The sequence below is a fragment of the Streptomyces sp. NPDC059582 genome (genome assembly GCF_042735715.1).
Classification (GTDB): Bacteria; Actinomycetota; Actinomycetes; order Streptomycetales; family Streptomycetaceae; genus Streptomyces.
This window is the reverse complement of sequence record NZ_JBHWCC010000048.1, coordinates 59,457-76,318: the sequence shown is the minus strand read 5'-3', so window position 1 is coordinate 76,318 and position 16,862 is coordinate 59,457. Positions and strand designations below refer to the sequence as shown.

Genomic DNA, 16,862 nt, shown 5'->3' with positions numbered 1-16,862 from the left:
GAATCGGCCGCACTCTGGTGAGGCATCACCTGAGTGCGGCCGAGCCGAATCAGCAGGTTGCGTTCAGACCGGCCCAGTCGGCGCGGTCGTTGTAGCCGCCGTCGCCGGCGTCGCCGACGACGAGGTCGAGCACCCGGACGCCGGTCAGGTCGATGTCGGCCTGGCGGACGTCGTCGCGGGTCAGCACACCGCTGTCGAACAGCACCCGGCCGTCACCGATCACCTGGAAGGTGGACGTGCCGCCCTCAGGTCCGACGTTGCGCACCGCGTCGTCGATACCGGCGGTGGCGGTCAGGCGGCTGCACCGGTCGCCGAGGTAGTAGCGGATCGTGGAGGGCGAGGCGACCCCGATCCCGGTCGGGTGGACCTGGCCGAGCATGCTGATCGGCGACCCGCCGCCGACGCTCTGGTCGACCGTCGGGCTCATCCACCCGCTGGTGGCGCTGATCCACTCGTGGTGCGAGAGTGCGACATCGCCGTCCGGGGCCGCCGGTGCGACCACTATCGGCGTGGACGACTCCTGCCGCAGCCGTCCCTTGCCGATCACCTCGTACGACGTGGTGGCGGCCAGTTGGGCGTTGCCCGGCGCGGCGGTGCCCGGCAGGGTCACGGTGAAGGCGAAGGTCGCGGAGTGGTCGGAGGTCAGCAGCTTCGGCGCCTTGCCGACCGGACGGGCCGTCCAGCCGTCGGGCACCTTCAGCTCGACCCGCGGCGCGAGGACCGGCTGCGCACCGTCGTTGCGGACGGTGACCTCGACCCGGGCCTGGTCGCCGCCGGCGACGAGCGGGGCGGTGCCGGCCGGCACCGCGTCGTCACCGACCTGCGTCACCTGCGGCAGGCCGGCGACGACGTGCGGAACTCCGGGCTTGCCCGTGGCCCGGCCGACCCGGAACAGGGCCGCGCCGTGGGCGGGGACGGCGGCACTGATGGTGCCGGCGCTCTCGGTGACCTGGTCGGTCCAGGCGTTCTTCAGGGTGAACCGGTGGCCGGACAGCCCGACCGACGACGCCTTCGTGGTGAGCGTCGCCGGGCTGTCGCCCCGGTTCAGCAGCACCACGGCACGCTCGCCGTCGGCGAGGCGCTTCACCCAGGTCTCCGTCGCACCGGCGGCCCCGACGCGGACGGCCTGGACACCGGCGGAGTCCTGGTTGATCGCGACGACGTCGCGGTCCTGGAGAATGCCGAGCGAGGTCTTGCTGAGGTGGCGGACGTCGCTGCCGATCATCAGCGGCGCCGCCGCCACCGACCAGAGCGTCATCTGGGTACGGAACTCCTCGTCCGTCATGCCCAGCTCAGGACCGAGGTAGTCCGGGTCGTTGAAGTGCCCCGGCCCGGCGGCCTCGGGGTGCCGCGCGTTCGCGTCGTAGTTCCGCAGCACGTCCTTGTACTTGATCTCGCCGACGAAGCCCACATCCGTGTACGTCCGCCAGGACTGCGCGATCTTCGGCGCATAGCTCCAGGAGAATGTCGACTGCTGCTCCTCCGGGTAGTTGCCCCAGTCGGGGGAGGTCACCGGGTTGCAGAGGTTGAAGATCATGGGGCGCTTGCCGGCGTTGTTCCGCAACGCCTGCGCGAACTCGGTGTAGACGGTCTTCGGGTCGAGGTCGGCGGCGATCCCGCAGAGGTAGTCCGCCTTGACCGCGTCGAACTTCCAGGCGGCGAACTGGTCCGCGTCGCGCTGGTAGTAGCCGTGGCTGCCGAGTCCGCACTTGCCCGGGATGTACGGGCCGGCGTCGGTGTAGATGCCGGCCTTCAGGCCCTTGGAGTGGATGTAGTCGACCAGCGGCTTCAGCCCGTTCGGGAATTGGGCGGGGTTGGGCGTCAGGTCGCCGGCCGCGCTGCGCGGGGTCGGCGCCGCCCAGTTGCCGTCGATCCAGACGTACTGGTAGCCGGTGTCGCGCAGGCCGCTGCTGACCAGGAAGTCGGCCACTGACTTGATCTCGGCCTCGGTCGGATCGCCACCCAGCGCGTAGTAGGTGTTCCAGCCCATGTACGGCGTCGGGCTGAGCGCCTGCTGAGGTGCCGGCGCGGTGACGGCGTCAGTGCCGGCCGCTGGGCCGGCGTGGGCTTGTGCCGGCACGGCCAGCAAGCCGGTCAGGAGGGCGAGGAGGACGGTGAGATGTCGTTTCACATCGGGACCTTCGCTGTCCGATCGATCAGGCGTGCCGACCCGTCCTGGTCGTGAGTCTGAGGCACCGCTCCCTCGCGGAGGGTGCGGCGGTCGGCCTTCGGACCAGGCAATGCCTGTGCGCCTGCTGTTTGTTTCCAGGATCTTGCAGCGGTTACCGACGGGCGTCAATAATAATTCCTAAATTATGAGTTACCCGTAGGTCTCGTCAGGTACCCCAACTTCCCTCTGTCGGTCGGCGTGTGACCCCGTATCAGGCGTGACGCCTGAGAGGGCGCGCGAGCTCCGTCCTCGCTTGTCCGATTTCGGCGTCTTGTGGTCTGGACGCGTGTCGGGACCGGTGACGTGGTCCGGCCGAGCTGGTACGCCGGAAACATGCGGTGTCCGGATGGGGGCGGGCTGACCGCTGCGCAGCGCGGGCGCCGGGAAGAGGTACGGATGCGGGGCTCCTCCGCCGCGATGTCGACGACGGCGCCTCCGTCGCCGGGCTGACCCGCCCACCGGCCGCCACCGGCACCCGGACCCGCACCGGCACCGGCACCGGCACCGGCACCGGCACCGGCAAGAGCCACGGGGACCGCAGCGTCGTCGTCCGGGGCATATCGACAGGGTTCAGACCGGGCGCAAAGGAGGGGAGTTGGAAGACGGTGAGCCAGTCATGGTCGGCCGCGTACTGACGCACTCCGGCCGTCCTGAGGGTGTTCAGATCGATGCCCGGACGATCACGACGTGGGCACCGAGTTGCAGATGCGCACGGACCAGAAGGCCATGGCGGTCCGGCCCCGCAGGTGCGGTGATCCTGACGACCCGTTCACCGGTCTCGCCGCATCGACCAGACCCGCACCGGAACCGAGAAGGCCAGTCGCCGCCCGGACATGCGTCGTGGCTGCGACCGCCATGCCTCCGGACGCGCGAAAGGCCGCCCTCTCGTCAGTGAGAGAACGACCTCCGACCTGCTGAAAAGCATGGTCGGGACGACAGGATTTGAACCTGCGACCCCTTGACCCCCAGTCAAGTGCGCTACCAAGCTGCGCCACGTCCCGGTGCGTCCGACGCGGCGAACCGCGTGATCACGCGAAAAGTACTTTACCCCACACCGTGGGCCGCATCGAAGGGGGCGCCGGGGAGCGGGACAATCGGCGTATGAGTGGCACATGGGGTACGGACGGCGCACGGGACCGGGACGTCGAGGGGCGGCCGCGCAGCGCTCGGCCCCGGGACGGGCTCGGGCGGCCGCTGCCGTACGGCACGGCCGGTGTGGAACGGCAGCCGGAGGGTGTCCCGCGCACCCCCGAACAGACCGTCGCCGAGGCGCAGGCGCTGCTCGACGACGGGAAGCCGTTCCACGCGCACGAGGTCTTCGAGGACGCCTGGAAGGCCGGGCCCGACCAGGAGCGGGCCCTGTGGCGCGGGCTGGCCCAGCTCGCGGTGGGGCTCACGCACGCTGCCCGGGGGAACGACACGGGCGGGGTGCGGCTGCTGCGGCGCGGGGCGGGGGCCGTCGACGAGTGGGCGTCCGGCGCCGGGGACCGGCCGTACGGGATGGATCTCGCCGGGCTGACCGCCTGGGCCCGGGAGCTGGCGGACGAGGTGGAGGCCGGCGTACGGTCCGTGGACGCGCGGGCGCGGGCGCCCCGGCTGCGCGGGCACGCGGCCCGCTGACCGGGCTCGGCCGAAAGCGTCGGCGCAGGTGGGCGCGGACGCGGTGCACGCGGTGCCGGTGCCGTACGGCAGACTCGGGGCGTGCGAAGGATTCATGTCATCGGTATCGGCGCGGGCGACCCCGACCAGCTGACCCTCCAGGCGGTCAGGGCGCTGCGGAGCACGGACGTCTTCTTCCTCCTCGACAAGGGCGAGGTGAAGAGCGACCTCACGCGGCTGCGCCGGGACATGCTCGACACCCACGTGCCGGAGGGGACGTACCGCCTGGTCGAGGCACGCGACCCGGAGCGGGACCGCCGCGCGGGAGGCGACGCGTACTCCCCCGCCGTCGGCGACTGGCGCAGCGCCCGCGCCGACATCTACCAGCGGCTGATCGCCGAGGAGCTGGGCGAGGACGACCGCGGCGCGTTCCTGGTGTGGGGCGATCCGTCGTTGTACGACAGCACGATCGGGATCCTGGAGGAGATCCTCGGCCGGGGCGAGGTCGCCTTCGAGTACGACGTCGTGCCGGGCATCAGCAGTGTCTCGGCGCTCGTCGCCCGGCACCGTACGGGGCTGAACCGGGTGGCGCGTCCGGTGCAGATCACCACGGGGCGGCGGCTCGCCGAGGGCTTCCCCGAGGACGTGGACGACGTGGTGGTGATGCTCGACGCGCACCAGGCCTTCCGGCGCTACGCCGACCAGGACATGGACATCTACTGGGGCGCCTACATAGGCACTCCGGACGAGATCCTCGCCTCGGGTCCGATCGCCGAGGCCGCGCCGCGCATCGAGCGGCTGCGCGCCGAGGCCCGTGAGCGCAAGGGTTGGATCATGGACACGTATCTGCTGCGCCGCAACCCCGACACCCGCTAGACCCCGACACCCGATGGACCCCGACCGGCCGCGCGTCCCGGCGCCTAGGGCCGGTCGAGGCCCAGGCGGTCGAGGCCCAGGCGGTCGAGGACCGCGGCGACGTCGGGCACGGACGTCACGCCCGACGGGAGCGCGGGACGGCGTACGACCACTACGGGCAGGTCCAGTTCACGGGCGGCCGTCAGTTTGGCCGATGTCGCCGTGCCCCCGCTGTCCTTCGTCACCAGCACGTCGATGCGGTGCGCGCGCAGCAGCGCCGACTCGTCGGCCGGGGTGAACGGACCGCGGGCCAGCACCACTTCCGAGTCCGGCGGCATCGGCGGCTCGGGCGCCTCCACCGACCGTACGACGAAGTGGAGTCGGGTCAGCCCGGCGAAGGCCGCGAGTCCCAGGCGTCCCGTCGTCAGCAGGACCCGCCGGCCGAGCCTCGGCAGCAGTTCGGCGGCGGCGTCCAGGGAGGCGACCGGGTGCCAGCGGTCCCCGCGGACCGGCTGCCAGCCCGGTCGGCGCAGCACGACCAGCGGCAGCCCGGTCGCCGCGGTGGCGCGGGCCGCGTTGGCGGTGATGCCCGCGGCGAAGGGATGGGTGGCGTCGGCCACGGCGTCCACCTGGTGCGCGCGCAGCCACGCGGCGAGCCCGTCCGCGCCGCCGAACCCCCCGACGCGTACGTCCCCGTCGAGAGCGCCCGGCCGTGCCACGCGTCCCGCGAGGGACGTGGTCACGCGCACCCCGGGCCACGCCGCGAGGTCGGCGGCGAGCCGGCGGGCCTCGGTGGTGCCGCCGAGGACCAGGATGTGCGGGGCCATGGCGACGAGCCTACGAGGCTCCGGGCGCCGCTTCGCCCCCGCCCTCCCCGGGGTCGGGGTTGGTCTCCGCGATCTCGGTCAGCAAAGCCGCCCGCTGCCGGGACGACAGGGAGTCGCCGTTGACGCTGTGCATGGCCCAGGGCACGGCGCAGGGTCCCTCGTGGTCGGGGTCCGGGCACAGCACCTCGGCCAGACGGTCCATCAGCTCCTCGTGCTTGGCGGCCGTGGCGACGAGCGCGATCTTCACCTGCCAGAGCCTGGGCTGCTCCGGGGCGTCGGACGGGGCGGAGCCCGAAGTGGTGGGGTCGGGCGTGGTCGGGTCGGGCACGGTGCTGGTCCTCGTTTTCCGGAAGCGGCGCGGGCGGCGGGAGCGGCGCAGGTGACGCATGCGGCGAAGTGAACGGGAGCGGCGGGAGCGGAGCGCCGGGGTGGGCCGGGTGGGTGGTGTCCGCGGGCCGGGCCCGGCCGCGGTGGCTATCGTCCCCTCATGGAGTCAGTGCGTGCCGTCCTGGTCGACATCGACGGGGTCCTCACCGTGTCGTGGCAGCCGCTGCCGGGTGCGGTGGAGGCGTTGCGGAGGATCCGGGACGCGGGTCTCGGTGTGGTCCTGGTGACGAACACGACATCCCGGACGCGGGCGTCGATCGCGACCGCCCTGGCGGACGCGGGGTTTCCGGTGACCGCCGAGGACGTGCTCACCGCGCCCGCCGCCACCGCCGCCCACCTGGCCGAGCGGCTGCCCGGCGCCCGCTGCGCGCTGTTGAACAGCGGGCGGATCGGGGACGACCTCGACGGTGTGACCCTGCTCGCCGACGACGACACCGACACCGTGCCGGACGTGGTGATCGTCGGCGGTGCCGGGCCGGAGTTCGACTACGCCGCGCTGAACCGGGCCTTCGGACACCTCCAGCGGGGAGCGCGCCTGGTCGCGATGCACCGCAACCTGTACTGGCGGACCGAGCAAGGGCTGCAACTCGATTCCGGGGCCTTCCTGTTGGGGCTGGAGGCGGCCGCGCGGACCGAGGCCGAGGTCACCGGGAAACCGTCGGGCGCGTTCTTCGGGGCGGCGCTGGCCCGGCTCCGCGCCGGTCCGGGCGAGGCGCTGATGGTGGGCGACGACATCGAGTCGGACGTCCTGGCGGCCCAGCGCGCGGGCCTGACCGGGGTGCTCGTCCGGACCGGCAAGTACCTCCCGGAGACCCACCGGGACGCGAGCGGCACCCCGGATCACGTGATCGACTCGTTCGCGGACCTGCCCGCCCTGCTGGGCCTGTAGCCGACAGCCGCCGAACCGGGCGGCGAACCCGGCGGCGAACCCGGCAGGCGAACCCGAGGAAGCCGTCGCCACGGCCGTCGCCAGGCCGTCGCCACGGTTACCGCCACGGCCGCCGCCGTGGCCCTCGCGGCGGCTAGCGCAGCAGCAGCTGCACACCGCCCACGATCGTCGCCGCGATCACCAGCCGCTCGAACAGACGCTGGTTGATCCTGTTCACAGCCCATTTGCCGAACAGCGCACCCGGCACGACGAACACCACCAGCACGGCGTCGAGCAGCAGCGAGCGGCCGTCGATCAGACCCAGGCCCACGCTGAAGGGCACCTTGGAGATGTTCACGATCAGGAAGAAGAACGCCGACGTGCCCAGGAAGCCCAGTTTCCGGAAGCCCGCCGACAGCAGGTACAGCGACATCACCGGGCCGCCGGCGTTGGCGACCATGGTCGTGAAGCCGCCGAGGACGCCGTACGAGCGGGCCTTGATCCGCCCGGCCGGGCTGGTCACCGAGTCCGGTTCCGTCGCGGCGTCGGCCCCGCGCCGTCGCCACACCGTCACCGCGGCCATCAGCAGCAGGATCGCGCCGATCGAGGTCCGTACGACGCCGTCGTCGGCCCACACCAGGAACAGCGCGCCGAGGACCACACCCGCCGCCACCGCCGGGAACAGCCGCCACAGCGTGGGCCAGTGGGCATGCCGCCGGTAGGTGAGGACGGCGAGCACGTCCCCGGCGATCAGGACCGGCAGCAGGACACCGGTGGAGGCGCGGGCGGGCAGGACCGCCGCGAAGATCGCGAGGCTGACCGTGTTGGCCCCGCTGACGGCCGTCTTCGAGAAGCCGACGAGCAGCGCCGCGAAGGCGAGGGCGGCGAACTCCCAGCCGGATATGTGCCAGAGCGTCATCGTGTTCATGCGGAGACCGATGCTATGCGCACGCAACCGTCGGCCGTAAGGGGCGTCTCGCCGGGCGGTCCCCGTCCGCGCCCCCTCCCCGCTTCCCGCCCCGGCCCCCGCTTCCGCCCCGGTCGGGCGGCCGGTCAGCCCGCCGAGTAGCGCGCCCGCAGCTCCCGCTTGAGCACCTTCATGCTGGGCCCGAGCGGCAGCGCGTCCATGAACTCCACGCGCCGCGGGTACTTGTGGCGTCCCAGTCGCTCCTTGGACCATTCGACGAGCTCCGCGCCGTCCGGGTCGGTACCCGGCGCGGGCACGACGACGGCGCACACCTCCTCGCCGTGCAGTTCGTCGGGGAGCCCGATCACGGCGACCTGGGCGATGCCCGGATGCCGTACGAGCACCTCCTCGACCTCGCGCGGGTAGACGTTGAAGCCACCCCGGATGATGACGTCCTTCTTGCGGTCGACGATCCGCAGGAAGCCGTCCTCGTCCTTGGTGCCGAGGTCGCCGGTGCGCAACCAGCCGTCGACGAGCGCCTCGGCGGTCGCCTCCGGGCGGCCGAGGTAGCCGGAGAAGACGTTGTGGCCGCGGACGACGACCTCGCCCAGCTCGCCGGTCGGCAGGAGTTCGATGCCCTGCTCGTTCTCGGCTCGGGCGATCTCCACGTCCACGCCCCACAGCGGGTGCCCGATGGTGCCCGCCCGGGTCCCGAAGGACGGCTGGTTCACGGCAGCGGCCGGGGAGGTCTCCGACAGCCCGTAGCCCTCGCAGACCACCGCCCCGAACGCCTCCTCGAACCGCTCCAGCACGGCGACCGGCAGCGAGGCGCCGCCGGACACGCACACCCGCAGTTCGGGCAGCACGTCCGCGGCGGCCGCCGCGGCGGCCAGCGACACGAACATCGTGGGCACGCCGTGGAAGGTGTTGACGCCCTCCTTCACCATCAGTTCGATCGCGCGCCCCGCGTCGAAGCGCGGCAGCAGCACGAGCGTCGCCCCGGCCCGCCACGTCGAGTTCATCGACACCGTCTGCCCGAACGCGTGGAACAGCGGCAGCGCGCCGAGCGCGATGTCGTCGGCGCGGATGTCGTTGGCGTCGAAGGCGTTGACGGTCGCGTTCATCACCAGGTTGAAGTGGCTGAGCACGGCGCCCTTGGGCACACCGGTGGTGCCGCTGGTGTAGAAGACGACCGCCGGGTCGTCGGCGGCGCGGGTGACGTACGACGGCAGCGGTTCGGCGTCGGCCGCGAGCCGCTCGAACTCGGCGCCCAGCGTGACGACCCGGACCCCGGTCGCCCGGGCCGCGGCCGAGCCCGTCTCGGTCTGCGCCGGGTGGCACAGCAGCAGTGTCGCGCCGCTGTCCCGCAGCACATGCTCGACCTCGGGCGGCGACAGCAGCAGGTGTACGGGGACGACGACGGCGCCCGCCGCCACGATCGCGTAGTACGCCTGCGGGAACTCGGCCGTGTTGGGCGCCATCAGGGCGACCCGGTCCCCCGGCCGCACGCCCAGCCCGACGAGCGCGCCCGCCTGGGCGAGGGACCGCTGCCAGACCTCGGCGAACGACAGCCGCAGGTCGCCTTCGACCAGAGCGGTCTTGTCGGGGCGACGCCGGGCGTTCTCGAAGAGAATGGCGGCGACGGACAGGGTTGCCATGGGGTGGTACTCCGTTTCTTGCTGCGACTTCGGCGCCGACTGCCCTGCTGGACGGGCCCGTCGACGGACGACGACGGGTGCGGCTAGGGCGTGTTTCGCGGGCCGGACGGGACTTTCGAGACGCGCCCTAGGCGTGTCGCCCCGTCACCGACGTGCCCGGACAGCACACCTGGTGCCTGCTGCGGCACTAGTGCCGCTCGACCAGTACCGCGCTGCCCTGCCCGACGCCCACGCACATGGTGGCCAGGCCGCGCTCGGCCCGGGTGCGGCGCATGCGGTGGAGCAGGGTGGTGAGGATGCGGGCGCCCGAGCAGCCGAGCGGGTGGCCGAGGGCGATGGCGCCGCCGGTCGGGTTGACGAGATCGGGGTCGATGCCCAGTGCGTCGACGCTGGCGAGGGCCTGGGCCGCGAACGCCTCGTTGAACTCGGCCTCCTGCACGTCGCCGATCTCCCAGCCCGCGCGGGCGAGCACCCGGCGGGTGGCGGGGACCGGGCCGATGCCCATCACGTCGGGGTGGACGCCGGCCGAGCCGCCGGCGACGTAGCGGCCCAGCGACTCCAGGCCCAGCTCGTTCAGGGCCTCCTCGCTGACCAGGAGCAGGGCCGCCGCGCCGTCGTTCATCGGCGAGGCGTTGCCCGCGGTCACCGTGCCGCCCGGCCGGAAGACGGGCTTGAGCCCCGCCAGCTTCTCGTACGAGGTGTCCTCGCGGATGCATTCGTCGGCGTCGACGACCACGCCGTCCGGCCGCCGCACCGGCACGAGTTCGTCGTCGAAGTCGCCGTTCTTGCGGGCCTGCGCGGCGAGCCGGTGGCTGCGCAGCGCGAACTCGTCCTGCCGCTCGCGCGGGACGCCGTGGCGCTCGGCCACCTCCTCCGCCGTCTCGCCCATCGACAGCAGGCCGTGCAGGTCCTTCATCGCGGGATTGACCAGCCGCCAGCCGAGCCGGGTGTCGACGGTCTCGATGCGGTGCGGCAGGGCCTCGTCGGGGCGCGGCAGCACGAACGGGGCGCGGCTCATGGACTCGGAGCCGCCCGCGAGCACGATGTCCGCCTCGCCCGCGGCGATGGTGCGGGCCGCGGTGGTGACGGCCTCCAGGCCGGAGGCGCACAGCCGGTTCACGGTGGCGCCGGGCACGGACTCGGGAAGGCCGGCGAGCAGCGCGGCCATCCGGGCGACGTTGCGGTTGTCCTCGCCGGCCTGGTTGGCGGCACCCCAGTAGACGTCGTCGATGCGGGCCGGATCCAGCGCGGGCAGCTCGGCGACCAGCCCGCGGATCACGGTCGCGGCGAGGTCGTCGGGGCGCACCGCGGAGAGGGATCCGCGCAGCCTGCCGATGGGGGTGCGGCGGGCGGCCGCGAAATGGACGGGACGCACGACAGGACTCCTGACCGTCGTCGACTTAATTAGCACTGCTAGTTTTCGACTATAGACCGCCGGACGACTCACTGGGAAGATCCCACGAGACCTTCACCGACGCAGCTGGAGGAGCCATGGCCGAACCCCGCGAGCACGTCCTCGCCGGCACCCGGGGCAGGGTCGTCGCTCGTGAGTGGCCGCACCAGCGACCGCGCCACCTCGCGCTGCTGGTGCACGGCTACGGCGAGCACGTCGGCCGGTACGAGCAGGTCGCCGAGGCGCTGCGGGCGCACGGCGCGGCCGTGTTTGGACCCGACCACCAGGGGCACGGCAGGTCGGCGGGCGAGCGGGTGCTGATCGAGGACTTCGAGGACGTGGTCGACGACGTGCAGGCCGTGGCGGAGCTGGCCCGCGCCGCGTCTCCCGGCCTGCCCCTCGTCGTGGTGGGGCACTCCATGGGGGGCCTGATCGCCGCGCGCCACGCCCAGCGCCACGGCGACGAACTCGCCGCCCTGGTGCTGTCCGGGCCGGTGATCGGCGCGTGGGAGACGCCGGGCCGGCTGCTCGCCCACGACGAGATCCCGGACATCCCCGTCAGTCCCGCCGCGCTCTCCCGCGACCCGGCGGTCGGCGCCGCCTACGCGGCGGATCCGCTGGTCTGGCACGGGCCGATGAAGCGGCCCACGCTGGAGGCGTTCGTACGGACCCTGGAGACCGTCGCCGAAGGCGGCGACGTCGGCCGGCTCCCGCTGCTGTGGCTGCACGGCACGGACGACCGGCTGGTCCCGCTCGCCGGCAGCCGCGTCGGCGTCGAACGGCTCAGCGGCGGAAACCTGACCGAGCACCTCCGTCCCGGCGCCCGGCACGAGGTGTTCCACGAGACGGACAAGAGCGAGGTCCTCGCGGTCCTGACCCGTTTCCTGGACGGCGCGCTCACCGCACGGGACGGCGAAGGAGCGTGGCCGAAGATCGCCTCTGCCCCGGGGAACGACCGTGCCAGACTTCTCGGACGCGTTGCCGAGAGCGCCGAACAGAGGAGTACCGAGTGACCGGGAGCGGGGCGGGGGCCGCCGTGCGGAGGATCGACACGACCAGGCCGCATCCGGCGCGTGTGTACGACTGGTTCCTCGGCGGGAAGGACAACTACCCCGTCGACGAGGAGCTCGGCCGGCGGATCACGTCGATCGACGCGGGCGCCCCACGGGCCGCGCGCAGCAACCGCTGGTTCATGCAGCGGGCCACGCGTCTGCTCGTCCGGGAGTTGGGAATCCGCCAGTTCCTCGACATCGGCTCCGGCATACCCACCGAGCCCAACCTCCACCAGATCGCCCAGTCGACCGCGCCCGAGGCACGCGTGGTCTACGTCGACAACGACCCGATCGTGCTGGCGCACGCCGGAGCGCTGCTGCGCGGCACCCCGGAAGGGCTCACGGAGTACCTCCAGGCCGACGCGCGCGAGCCGCGCACGATCCTCGACCAGGCGGCGCGCCTCCTCGACCTCGACCGGCCGGTCGCCCTGTCGCTGATCGCGCTGATGCACTTCGTCGCGGACGCCGACGGGGCGTACGAGATGGTCGAGACGCTGGTCGGGGCGCTGGCGCCGGGCAGCTGCCTGGTCCTGTCGGCGATGACGGCCGACCTCGAACCGGAGAACGTACGGCGCGGCATCGCGGCGTACGCGGCGGGCGGGGTGACGCTGGTGGCCCGCACGCAGGACGAGGTGGCCCGCTTCTTCGAGGGGCTCGACCTGGTCGAGCCCGGGGTCGTGTCCGTGGCGGACTGGCGTCCGGAGCTCGCCGAGGGCGAGTCGGACCTCGGCCCCGGGCCGATCTCGCTCTACGGCGCGGTGGGCGTCAAGCGCTGAGCCGGCTCAGAGCGGCCGACACCAGCGTCCGCACGCCGGGCACGAGCACCGACAGGTCGGGCGCGAACAGCGGACTGTGGTTGCCCGGCACGGCGTCGACCTTCTCGCCGAGCTCCGCCCCCGGCGCCGCCTGCCACACGTCGGCGGGTGTCGAGGTCACGTACCAGTAGTCGTACGGCACGCCCTCGGGTGCCAGCAGGGAGAAGTCCTCGCTGCCCATCGCCGGGCCGAAGTCGAACACCGTGTGCGCGCCGAACAGTTCACGGTGCACGGCGGCGATCTCCGTGTCGAGGTCCGGGTCGTTGACGGTGTTCGGATATCCGGCCCGGACCGTGATGTCGGGCGGTGTCGGGCAGCCCGCCGCCGCGCACTCGCCCTCGGCGACGCGCCGGACCGCGGTGAGGATCCGTTCGCGCACCTTCGGGTCCTGAGTGCGCAGGTTCAGGGCGAGCCGGGCCTCGGCGGGGATGATGTTGCGCTTGGTGCCGGCGTGGAACATGCCGACCGTGAGCACCGCCGAGTCCTTCGCGGCGACCTCGCGGGAGACCACCGTCTGGAGCCGGGTCACCAGGTACGCGGCCGTGACCAGCGGGTCGACCGTCGACTCGGGGCGCGCGCCGTGACCGCCGACGCCGTGCACGACGATGTCGACGTCGTCGGAGGCCGACATGGTCAGGCCCGGGGTGTGCGGAAAGAAACCGGCCAGACCCGGCGCGACGTGCTGGCCGAGGACGACGTCCGGGCGCGGGAAGCGCTCACGCAGCCCGTCGGCGACCATCGCGCTCGCCCCGCCGCCGGACTCCTCGGCGGGCTGCCCCACCACGACCAGCGTGCCCGACCAGCTCTCCCGGGCGGCGGCGAGCGCCTCGGCGGCGCCCGCCAGCCAGGTGACGTGCAGGTCGTGGCCGCAGGCGTGCATCACGCCGTCGACGGTGGAGGCGTACTCAAGGCCGGTGGCCTCCCGCACCGGCAGCGCGTCCATGTCGCCGCGCAGCCACACCACCGGTCCGTCGCCGTTGGCGAGGACGCCGACGACGCCGGTACCGGCGACCTCCTCCGTCACCGTGTATCCGGCCGCGCGCAGCCGTCCGGCGAGCAGGGCGGCGGTGCGGTGTTCCTGGAAGGAGAGCTCGGGGTGGCGGTGCAGGTCCCGGTAGAGGTCCTCGAGTTCACCGGTCTTCAGCCCTGAGGTCAGGTCCAGGGCGAGGCGGGCGACGGCGGCAGGCTCGGTCATGCTGCTCCCTCTCGTCGGGGGTCCGCTGCTGCGCGCAGCTCGACGGGGCCCACCTTGGCACAGGACCGCACCCGCGTGACCACGGCCGGTGACCACGGGGCCCTACCGCCAGGCGGCGGGGGCCCACGGCCCCGGACGACCTAGTGCCGTGGCAGGCAACGTTCACCCGTGAAGGAGCGACGTCCGGTGCGTGCTCCCGGCGGGCCGGCCGGAGGTCCTCGTACTGGTCGTACGTGGGCTTTCGGCCGGTGCGGCGAGAAGGCGTGCCGGGCGTCGCGACGGGGCGAACGTCGCCTGCTGCGGCACTAGCTGCCGCCGACGGGGAGGTCCAGCATGCGGGCGACGGTGCGCAGTACGCCGTTGTCGTTGTTGGAGGGGGCGAGGTGCCGGGCCCGGCGGACGACCTCCGGGTGGGCGTTGGCCATGGCGAACGACCACTCGGCGGTGTCCAGCATCTCCAGGTCGTTGAGGTAGTCGCCGAACACCATGGTCTGCGCGGGTGTGATGCCCAGGTCGCGCTGGAGCCGGCGGACGGCGGAACCCTTGTCGGCGGTGCGGTTCATGACGTCGACCCAGTGCGCGCCGGACACGACGACCTGGTGGGTCGCGACGAAGGGCGCCAGGGCCGGTGCGGTGGTCCGCTCGGCGGCCCCGAAGTCGAAGAGGGCCACCTTGATGATGTCGTCGTCGACGGCGGTGACGTCCTCGACGATCCGCAGCTCCAGGTAGTACCGGCGCACCTCCGCCAGGAAGGCCTCGTCGGTCCGCTCCACGTAGGCGGACTTCTTGCCGCACAGGACCGCGCCCATGTCGACACCGTCGGCCACGAGCCGGCGCGCCGCCCGTACGACCTCGCGGGCGACGGCGGGATCCAGCGGGTCGGAACTCAGCTCGACACCGTCGCGCACGACATAGGTGCCGTTCTCCGCGATGAACACCATGCCCTCGGCGACCTCGGCGAACTGCCGTTCCAGGGTGGCGTACTGGCGTCCGCTGGCCGGGCTGAACAGCACACCCCGCTCGCGCAGCAGCGCCAGCACCTCCCACAGCCCCTCGGGGGCCCGCTTGTCGTCGTCCAGGAGCGTGCCGTCCATGTCCGTGACGATGAGCCGGATGTCGGCACAGGCGGCCACGGGCTCGGAGGGGGTGACGAGGGGCGCGTGCGAGTAGGGCATGTCCTGCTTTCCGGGGCGGGGGGCTGTCCCGCCAGCCTACCGGGGCACCCACCGGGGACTCCCGGCCCCCGAGCGGGGCACCGCCGGGCCGAATCCCGGGACACGCTGATCACCAGGCGGCACAATGACGGCGGCGTCCGCAGGTGCGACCGAGGGAGAGCTGTGTGAGCGAGGGCGGCGGTCTGCCGGGCGGCGCGGAAGCGCCGGACACCCGCGCGGCGTCACCGACCGCCTCGACCCGGACGTGGACGCCCCGGACGTGCACGCCCCGGACGCGATCCTCGAACGGGCCGCCGCGGCGCGGTACTTCACCCGGTCCGCCGCCGTGTCCTCGACCTGCTCGACCCTGGGCCGGTGCCGTGCTCGCGCCGGTGAACCGGGTCCGACTCCCCGGACGCGGTACGCAGTTCGGCGCGGTGGCCGTGAAACCCTGACGGGGCCGCCGGGGCCCCCGAGCCGAGTCCGCCGAGCCGAATCCGTCCAGTCCGTCCAGTCCGTCCAGTCCGTCCAGTCCGTCGAGTCCGTCGAGTCCGTCGAGTCCGTCGAGGAGGACGCCCATGACCACCCTTGCCGATCCCGTCCCGGGCGGGCGTCCCGGTGACGTCGAGCGGGCCACCGCGCTGAGCGCCGAACTGACCGGCCGGGGCGTGCACGGCGTGGTGCTGGCCTACGTCGACACCGCGGGCATCACCCGGGTGAAAACGGTCCCGACCGCGAAGCTGGCGTCCGCGGCGGCCTGGGGCGTCGGCATGTCACCGGTGTTCGACACCTTCCTGGCCGACGACCAGGTCGTCACCACCGACGTCCTCGGCTCCCCGGACGGCGACCTGCGCCTCTACCCCGACCTCGACCGGCTGGTCGTGCTGTCCGGACAGCCCGGCTGGGCGTGGGCCCCGGTGGACCGGATCACCCAGGACGGCGGGCGGCATCCCGGGTGCGGCCGTACGCTGCTGCGCCGGATCGTCGCGGACGCCGAACACGACCACGGGATCACCTTCCGGGCGGCGATCGAGGTCGAGTGGGCGGTAGGCCTCGGGTCGGCTCCCGACGGGGCGTTCGTGCCCGCGGTCTCGGGTCCGGCGTACGGCGCCACCCGGCAGGTGGAGCTCAGCGACTGCGCGGCCGACCTGCTGGCGGCGTTCGCGGCGCAGGGCGTCGAGGTCGACCAGTTCCATCCCGAGTACGCGCCCGGGCAGTTCGAGGTCTCCGTGGGCGCGCTGGACCCGGTGGCCGCGGCCGACCGCAGTGTGCTGGTGCGCCAGACGATCCGGGCGGTGGCCCAGCGGCACGGGCTGCGGGTCTCCTTCGCGCCCGCGGTGTCCGCCGAGGGGGTCGGCAACGGCGGCCATGTCCACCTCTCCGCCTGGCGCGACGGGGCGAACCTGCACGCCGGCGGCGACCGCAGGCACGGCATGACGGCCGACGCGGAGGCGTTCGCGGCCGGCCTGCTCGCCCATCTCCCGGCCCTCACCGCGGTGACCGCGCCGAGTCCCGCCAGCTATCTGCGGCTCAAACCGTCCCAGTGGGCAGGGGTGTTCACCGCCTGGGGCCTGGAGACCCGGGAGGCCGCCGTGCGGGTGGTCCGCGGGACGGCGGGCCGACGGGCCCAGCAGGCCAACCTGGAGGTGAAGCCGGTGGACCTGGCCGCCAACCCCTATCTCGCCCTGGGCGCGCTGATCGCCGCCGGGCTGGACGGGCTGACCGCGGGCACGGCGCTGCCTGGGGAGATCACCGGGGACCCGGCGGGGCTCGCCACCGAGGAGGAGGCGGCGGGCGGCGTGCGCCGGCTGCCGGTCTCGCTGGCGGAGGCGGTCGCCGAGTTCCGCGAGGACGAGGTGCTGCGCGCGGCGCTGGGTCCGGTCCTGGCCGACGCGGTGATCGCCGTACGCCAGGGGGAGGTCGCGGCCGCCGACGGACTGGACGACGCCGGGCTGGCGGCGGCCTACCGCTGGAAGTACTGA

14 protein-coding genes and 1 tRNA gene are annotated in these 16,862 nt (G+C 73.2%); 6 read left to right on the top strand and 9 right to left on the bottom strand.

Going from position 1 to position 16,862, the window contains the following annotated elements; translation table 11 throughout:
• Positions 1 to 49 precede the first annotated feature (49 nt).
• The gene (locus ACFV0T_RS32190; protein WP_385786890.1) at positions 50 to 2,131 is read right to left on the bottom strand and encodes an NPCBM/NEW2 domain-containing protein; all 2,082 of its coding nucleotides are present in this window, start codon (positions 2,129 to 2,131) and stop codon (positions 50 to 52) included.
• Positions 2,132 to 3,094: 963 nt separating this feature from the next.
• Positions 3,095 to 3,171: transfer RNA gene (locus ACFV0T_RS32185), tRNA-Pro, on the bottom strand.
• A gap of 100 nt (positions 3,172 to 3,271) precedes the next feature.
• On the opposite strand from ACFV0T_RS32185, the gene ACFV0T_RS32180 reads away from it, so the two are divergent.
• Positions 3,272 to 3,790, top strand: a complete 519-nt coding sequence (locus tag ACFV0T_RS32180; RefSeq protein ID WP_385786887.1) for a DUF309 domain-containing protein — start codon at positions 3,272 to 3,274, stop codon at positions 3,788 to 3,790.
• A gap of 81 nt (positions 3,791 to 3,871) precedes the next feature.
• Positions 3,872 to 4,645, top strand: a complete 774-nt coding sequence (cobF, locus tag ACFV0T_RS32175; protein ID WP_385786884.1) for a precorrin-6A synthase (deacetylating) — start codon at positions 3,872 to 3,874, stop codon at positions 4,643 to 4,645.
• 44 nt (positions 4,646 to 4,689) lie between these two features.
• On the opposite strand, the gene ACFV0T_RS32170 is transcribed toward cobF, so the two are convergent.
• On the bottom strand, positions 4,690 to 5,451 hold the full coding sequence (locus ACFV0T_RS32170) for a cobalt-precorrin-6A reductase (RefSeq protein WP_385786881.1): 762 nt from the start codon (positions 5,449 to 5,451) through the stop codon (positions 4,690 to 4,692).
• A 10-nt stretch (positions 5,452 to 5,461) separates the two neighbouring features.
• Entirely contained in the window at positions 5,462 to 5,779 is a 318-nt protein-coding gene (locus ACFV0T_RS32165; protein ID WP_385786878.1) for a hypothetical protein, read from the bottom strand.
• A gap of 159 nt (positions 5,780 to 5,938) precedes the next feature.
• Between ACFV0T_RS32165 and ACFV0T_RS32160 the strand changes: the two genes are divergently transcribed.
• On the top strand, positions 5,939 to 6,727 hold the full coding sequence (locus ACFV0T_RS32160) for an HAD-IIA family hydrolase (RefSeq protein ID WP_385786875.1): 789 nt from the start codon (positions 5,939 to 5,941) through the stop codon (positions 6,725 to 6,727).
• 133 nt (positions 6,728 to 6,860) lie between these two features.
• Here ACFV0T_RS32160 and ACFV0T_RS32155 read toward each other — a convergent pair whose 3' ends face one another.
• The 3 genes from ACFV0T_RS32155 to ACFV0T_RS32145 all read right to left on the bottom strand — a co-directional run bounded on the left by ACFV0T_RS32155 (position 6,861) and on the right by ACFV0T_RS32145 (position 10,646).
• The gene (locus ACFV0T_RS32155; protein ID WP_385786872.1) at positions 6,861 to 7,634 is read right to left on the bottom strand and encodes a sulfite exporter TauE/SafE family protein; all 774 of its coding nucleotides are present in this window, start codon (positions 7,632 to 7,634) and stop codon (positions 6,861 to 6,863) included.
• 125 nt (positions 7,635 to 7,759) lie between these two features.
• The gene (locus ACFV0T_RS32150; RefSeq protein WP_385786869.1) at positions 7,760 to 9,271 is read right to left on the bottom strand and encodes a long-chain fatty acid--CoA ligase; all 1,512 of its coding nucleotides are present in this window, start codon (positions 9,269 to 9,271) and stop codon (positions 7,760 to 7,762) included.
• A 187-nt stretch (positions 9,272 to 9,458) separates the two neighbouring features.
• Positions 9,459 to 10,646 carry a thiolase family protein gene (locus ACFV0T_RS32145; RefSeq protein ID WP_385786866.1) on the bottom strand — a complete coding sequence of 396 codons (1,188 nt, stop codon included), beginning with the start codon at positions 10,644 to 10,646 and terminating at the stop codon, positions 9,459 to 9,461.
• A 116-nt stretch (positions 10,647 to 10,762) separates the two neighbouring features.
• Here ACFV0T_RS32145 and ACFV0T_RS32140 point away from each other — a divergent pair, with 116 nt between their 5' ends.
• The gene (locus ACFV0T_RS32140; protein WP_385786863.1) at positions 10,763 to 11,677 is read left to right on the top strand and encodes an alpha/beta hydrolase; all 915 of its coding nucleotides are present in this window, start codon (positions 10,763 to 10,765) and stop codon (positions 11,675 to 11,677) included.
• Entirely contained in the window at positions 11,674 to 12,492 is an 819-nt protein-coding gene (locus ACFV0T_RS32135) for an SAM-dependent methyltransferase (protein ID WP_385786860.1), read from the top strand. The genes ACFV0T_RS32140 and ACFV0T_RS32135 overlap by 4 nt, the downstream gene beginning before the upstream one ends.
• Here the strand turns inward: ACFV0T_RS32135 and ACFV0T_RS32130 are convergent.
• A complete protein-coding gene (locus ACFV0T_RS32130; RefSeq protein ID WP_385786857.1) occupies positions 12,482 to 13,726 on the bottom strand; it encodes an amidohydrolase in 1,245 nt (414 codons plus the stop codon). The two genes, ACFV0T_RS32135 and ACFV0T_RS32130, sit on opposite strands and share 11 nt — an antisense overlap.
• 305 nt (positions 13,727 to 14,031) lie before the next feature.
• Positions 14,032 to 14,901 carry a Cof-type HAD-IIB family hydrolase gene (locus ACFV0T_RS32125; RefSeq protein ID WP_385786854.1) on the bottom strand — a complete coding sequence of 290 codons (870 nt, stop codon included), beginning with the start codon at positions 14,899 to 14,901 and terminating at the stop codon, positions 14,032 to 14,034.
• 557 nt (positions 14,902 to 15,458) lie between these two features.
• Between ACFV0T_RS32125 and ACFV0T_RS32120 the strand changes: the two genes are divergently transcribed.
• Positions 15,459 to 16,862 (top strand): glutamine synthetase, encoded by a 1,404-nt coding sequence (locus ACFV0T_RS32120; protein WP_385786851.1) that lies wholly within the window; start codon positions 15,459 to 15,461, stop codon positions 16,860 to 16,862.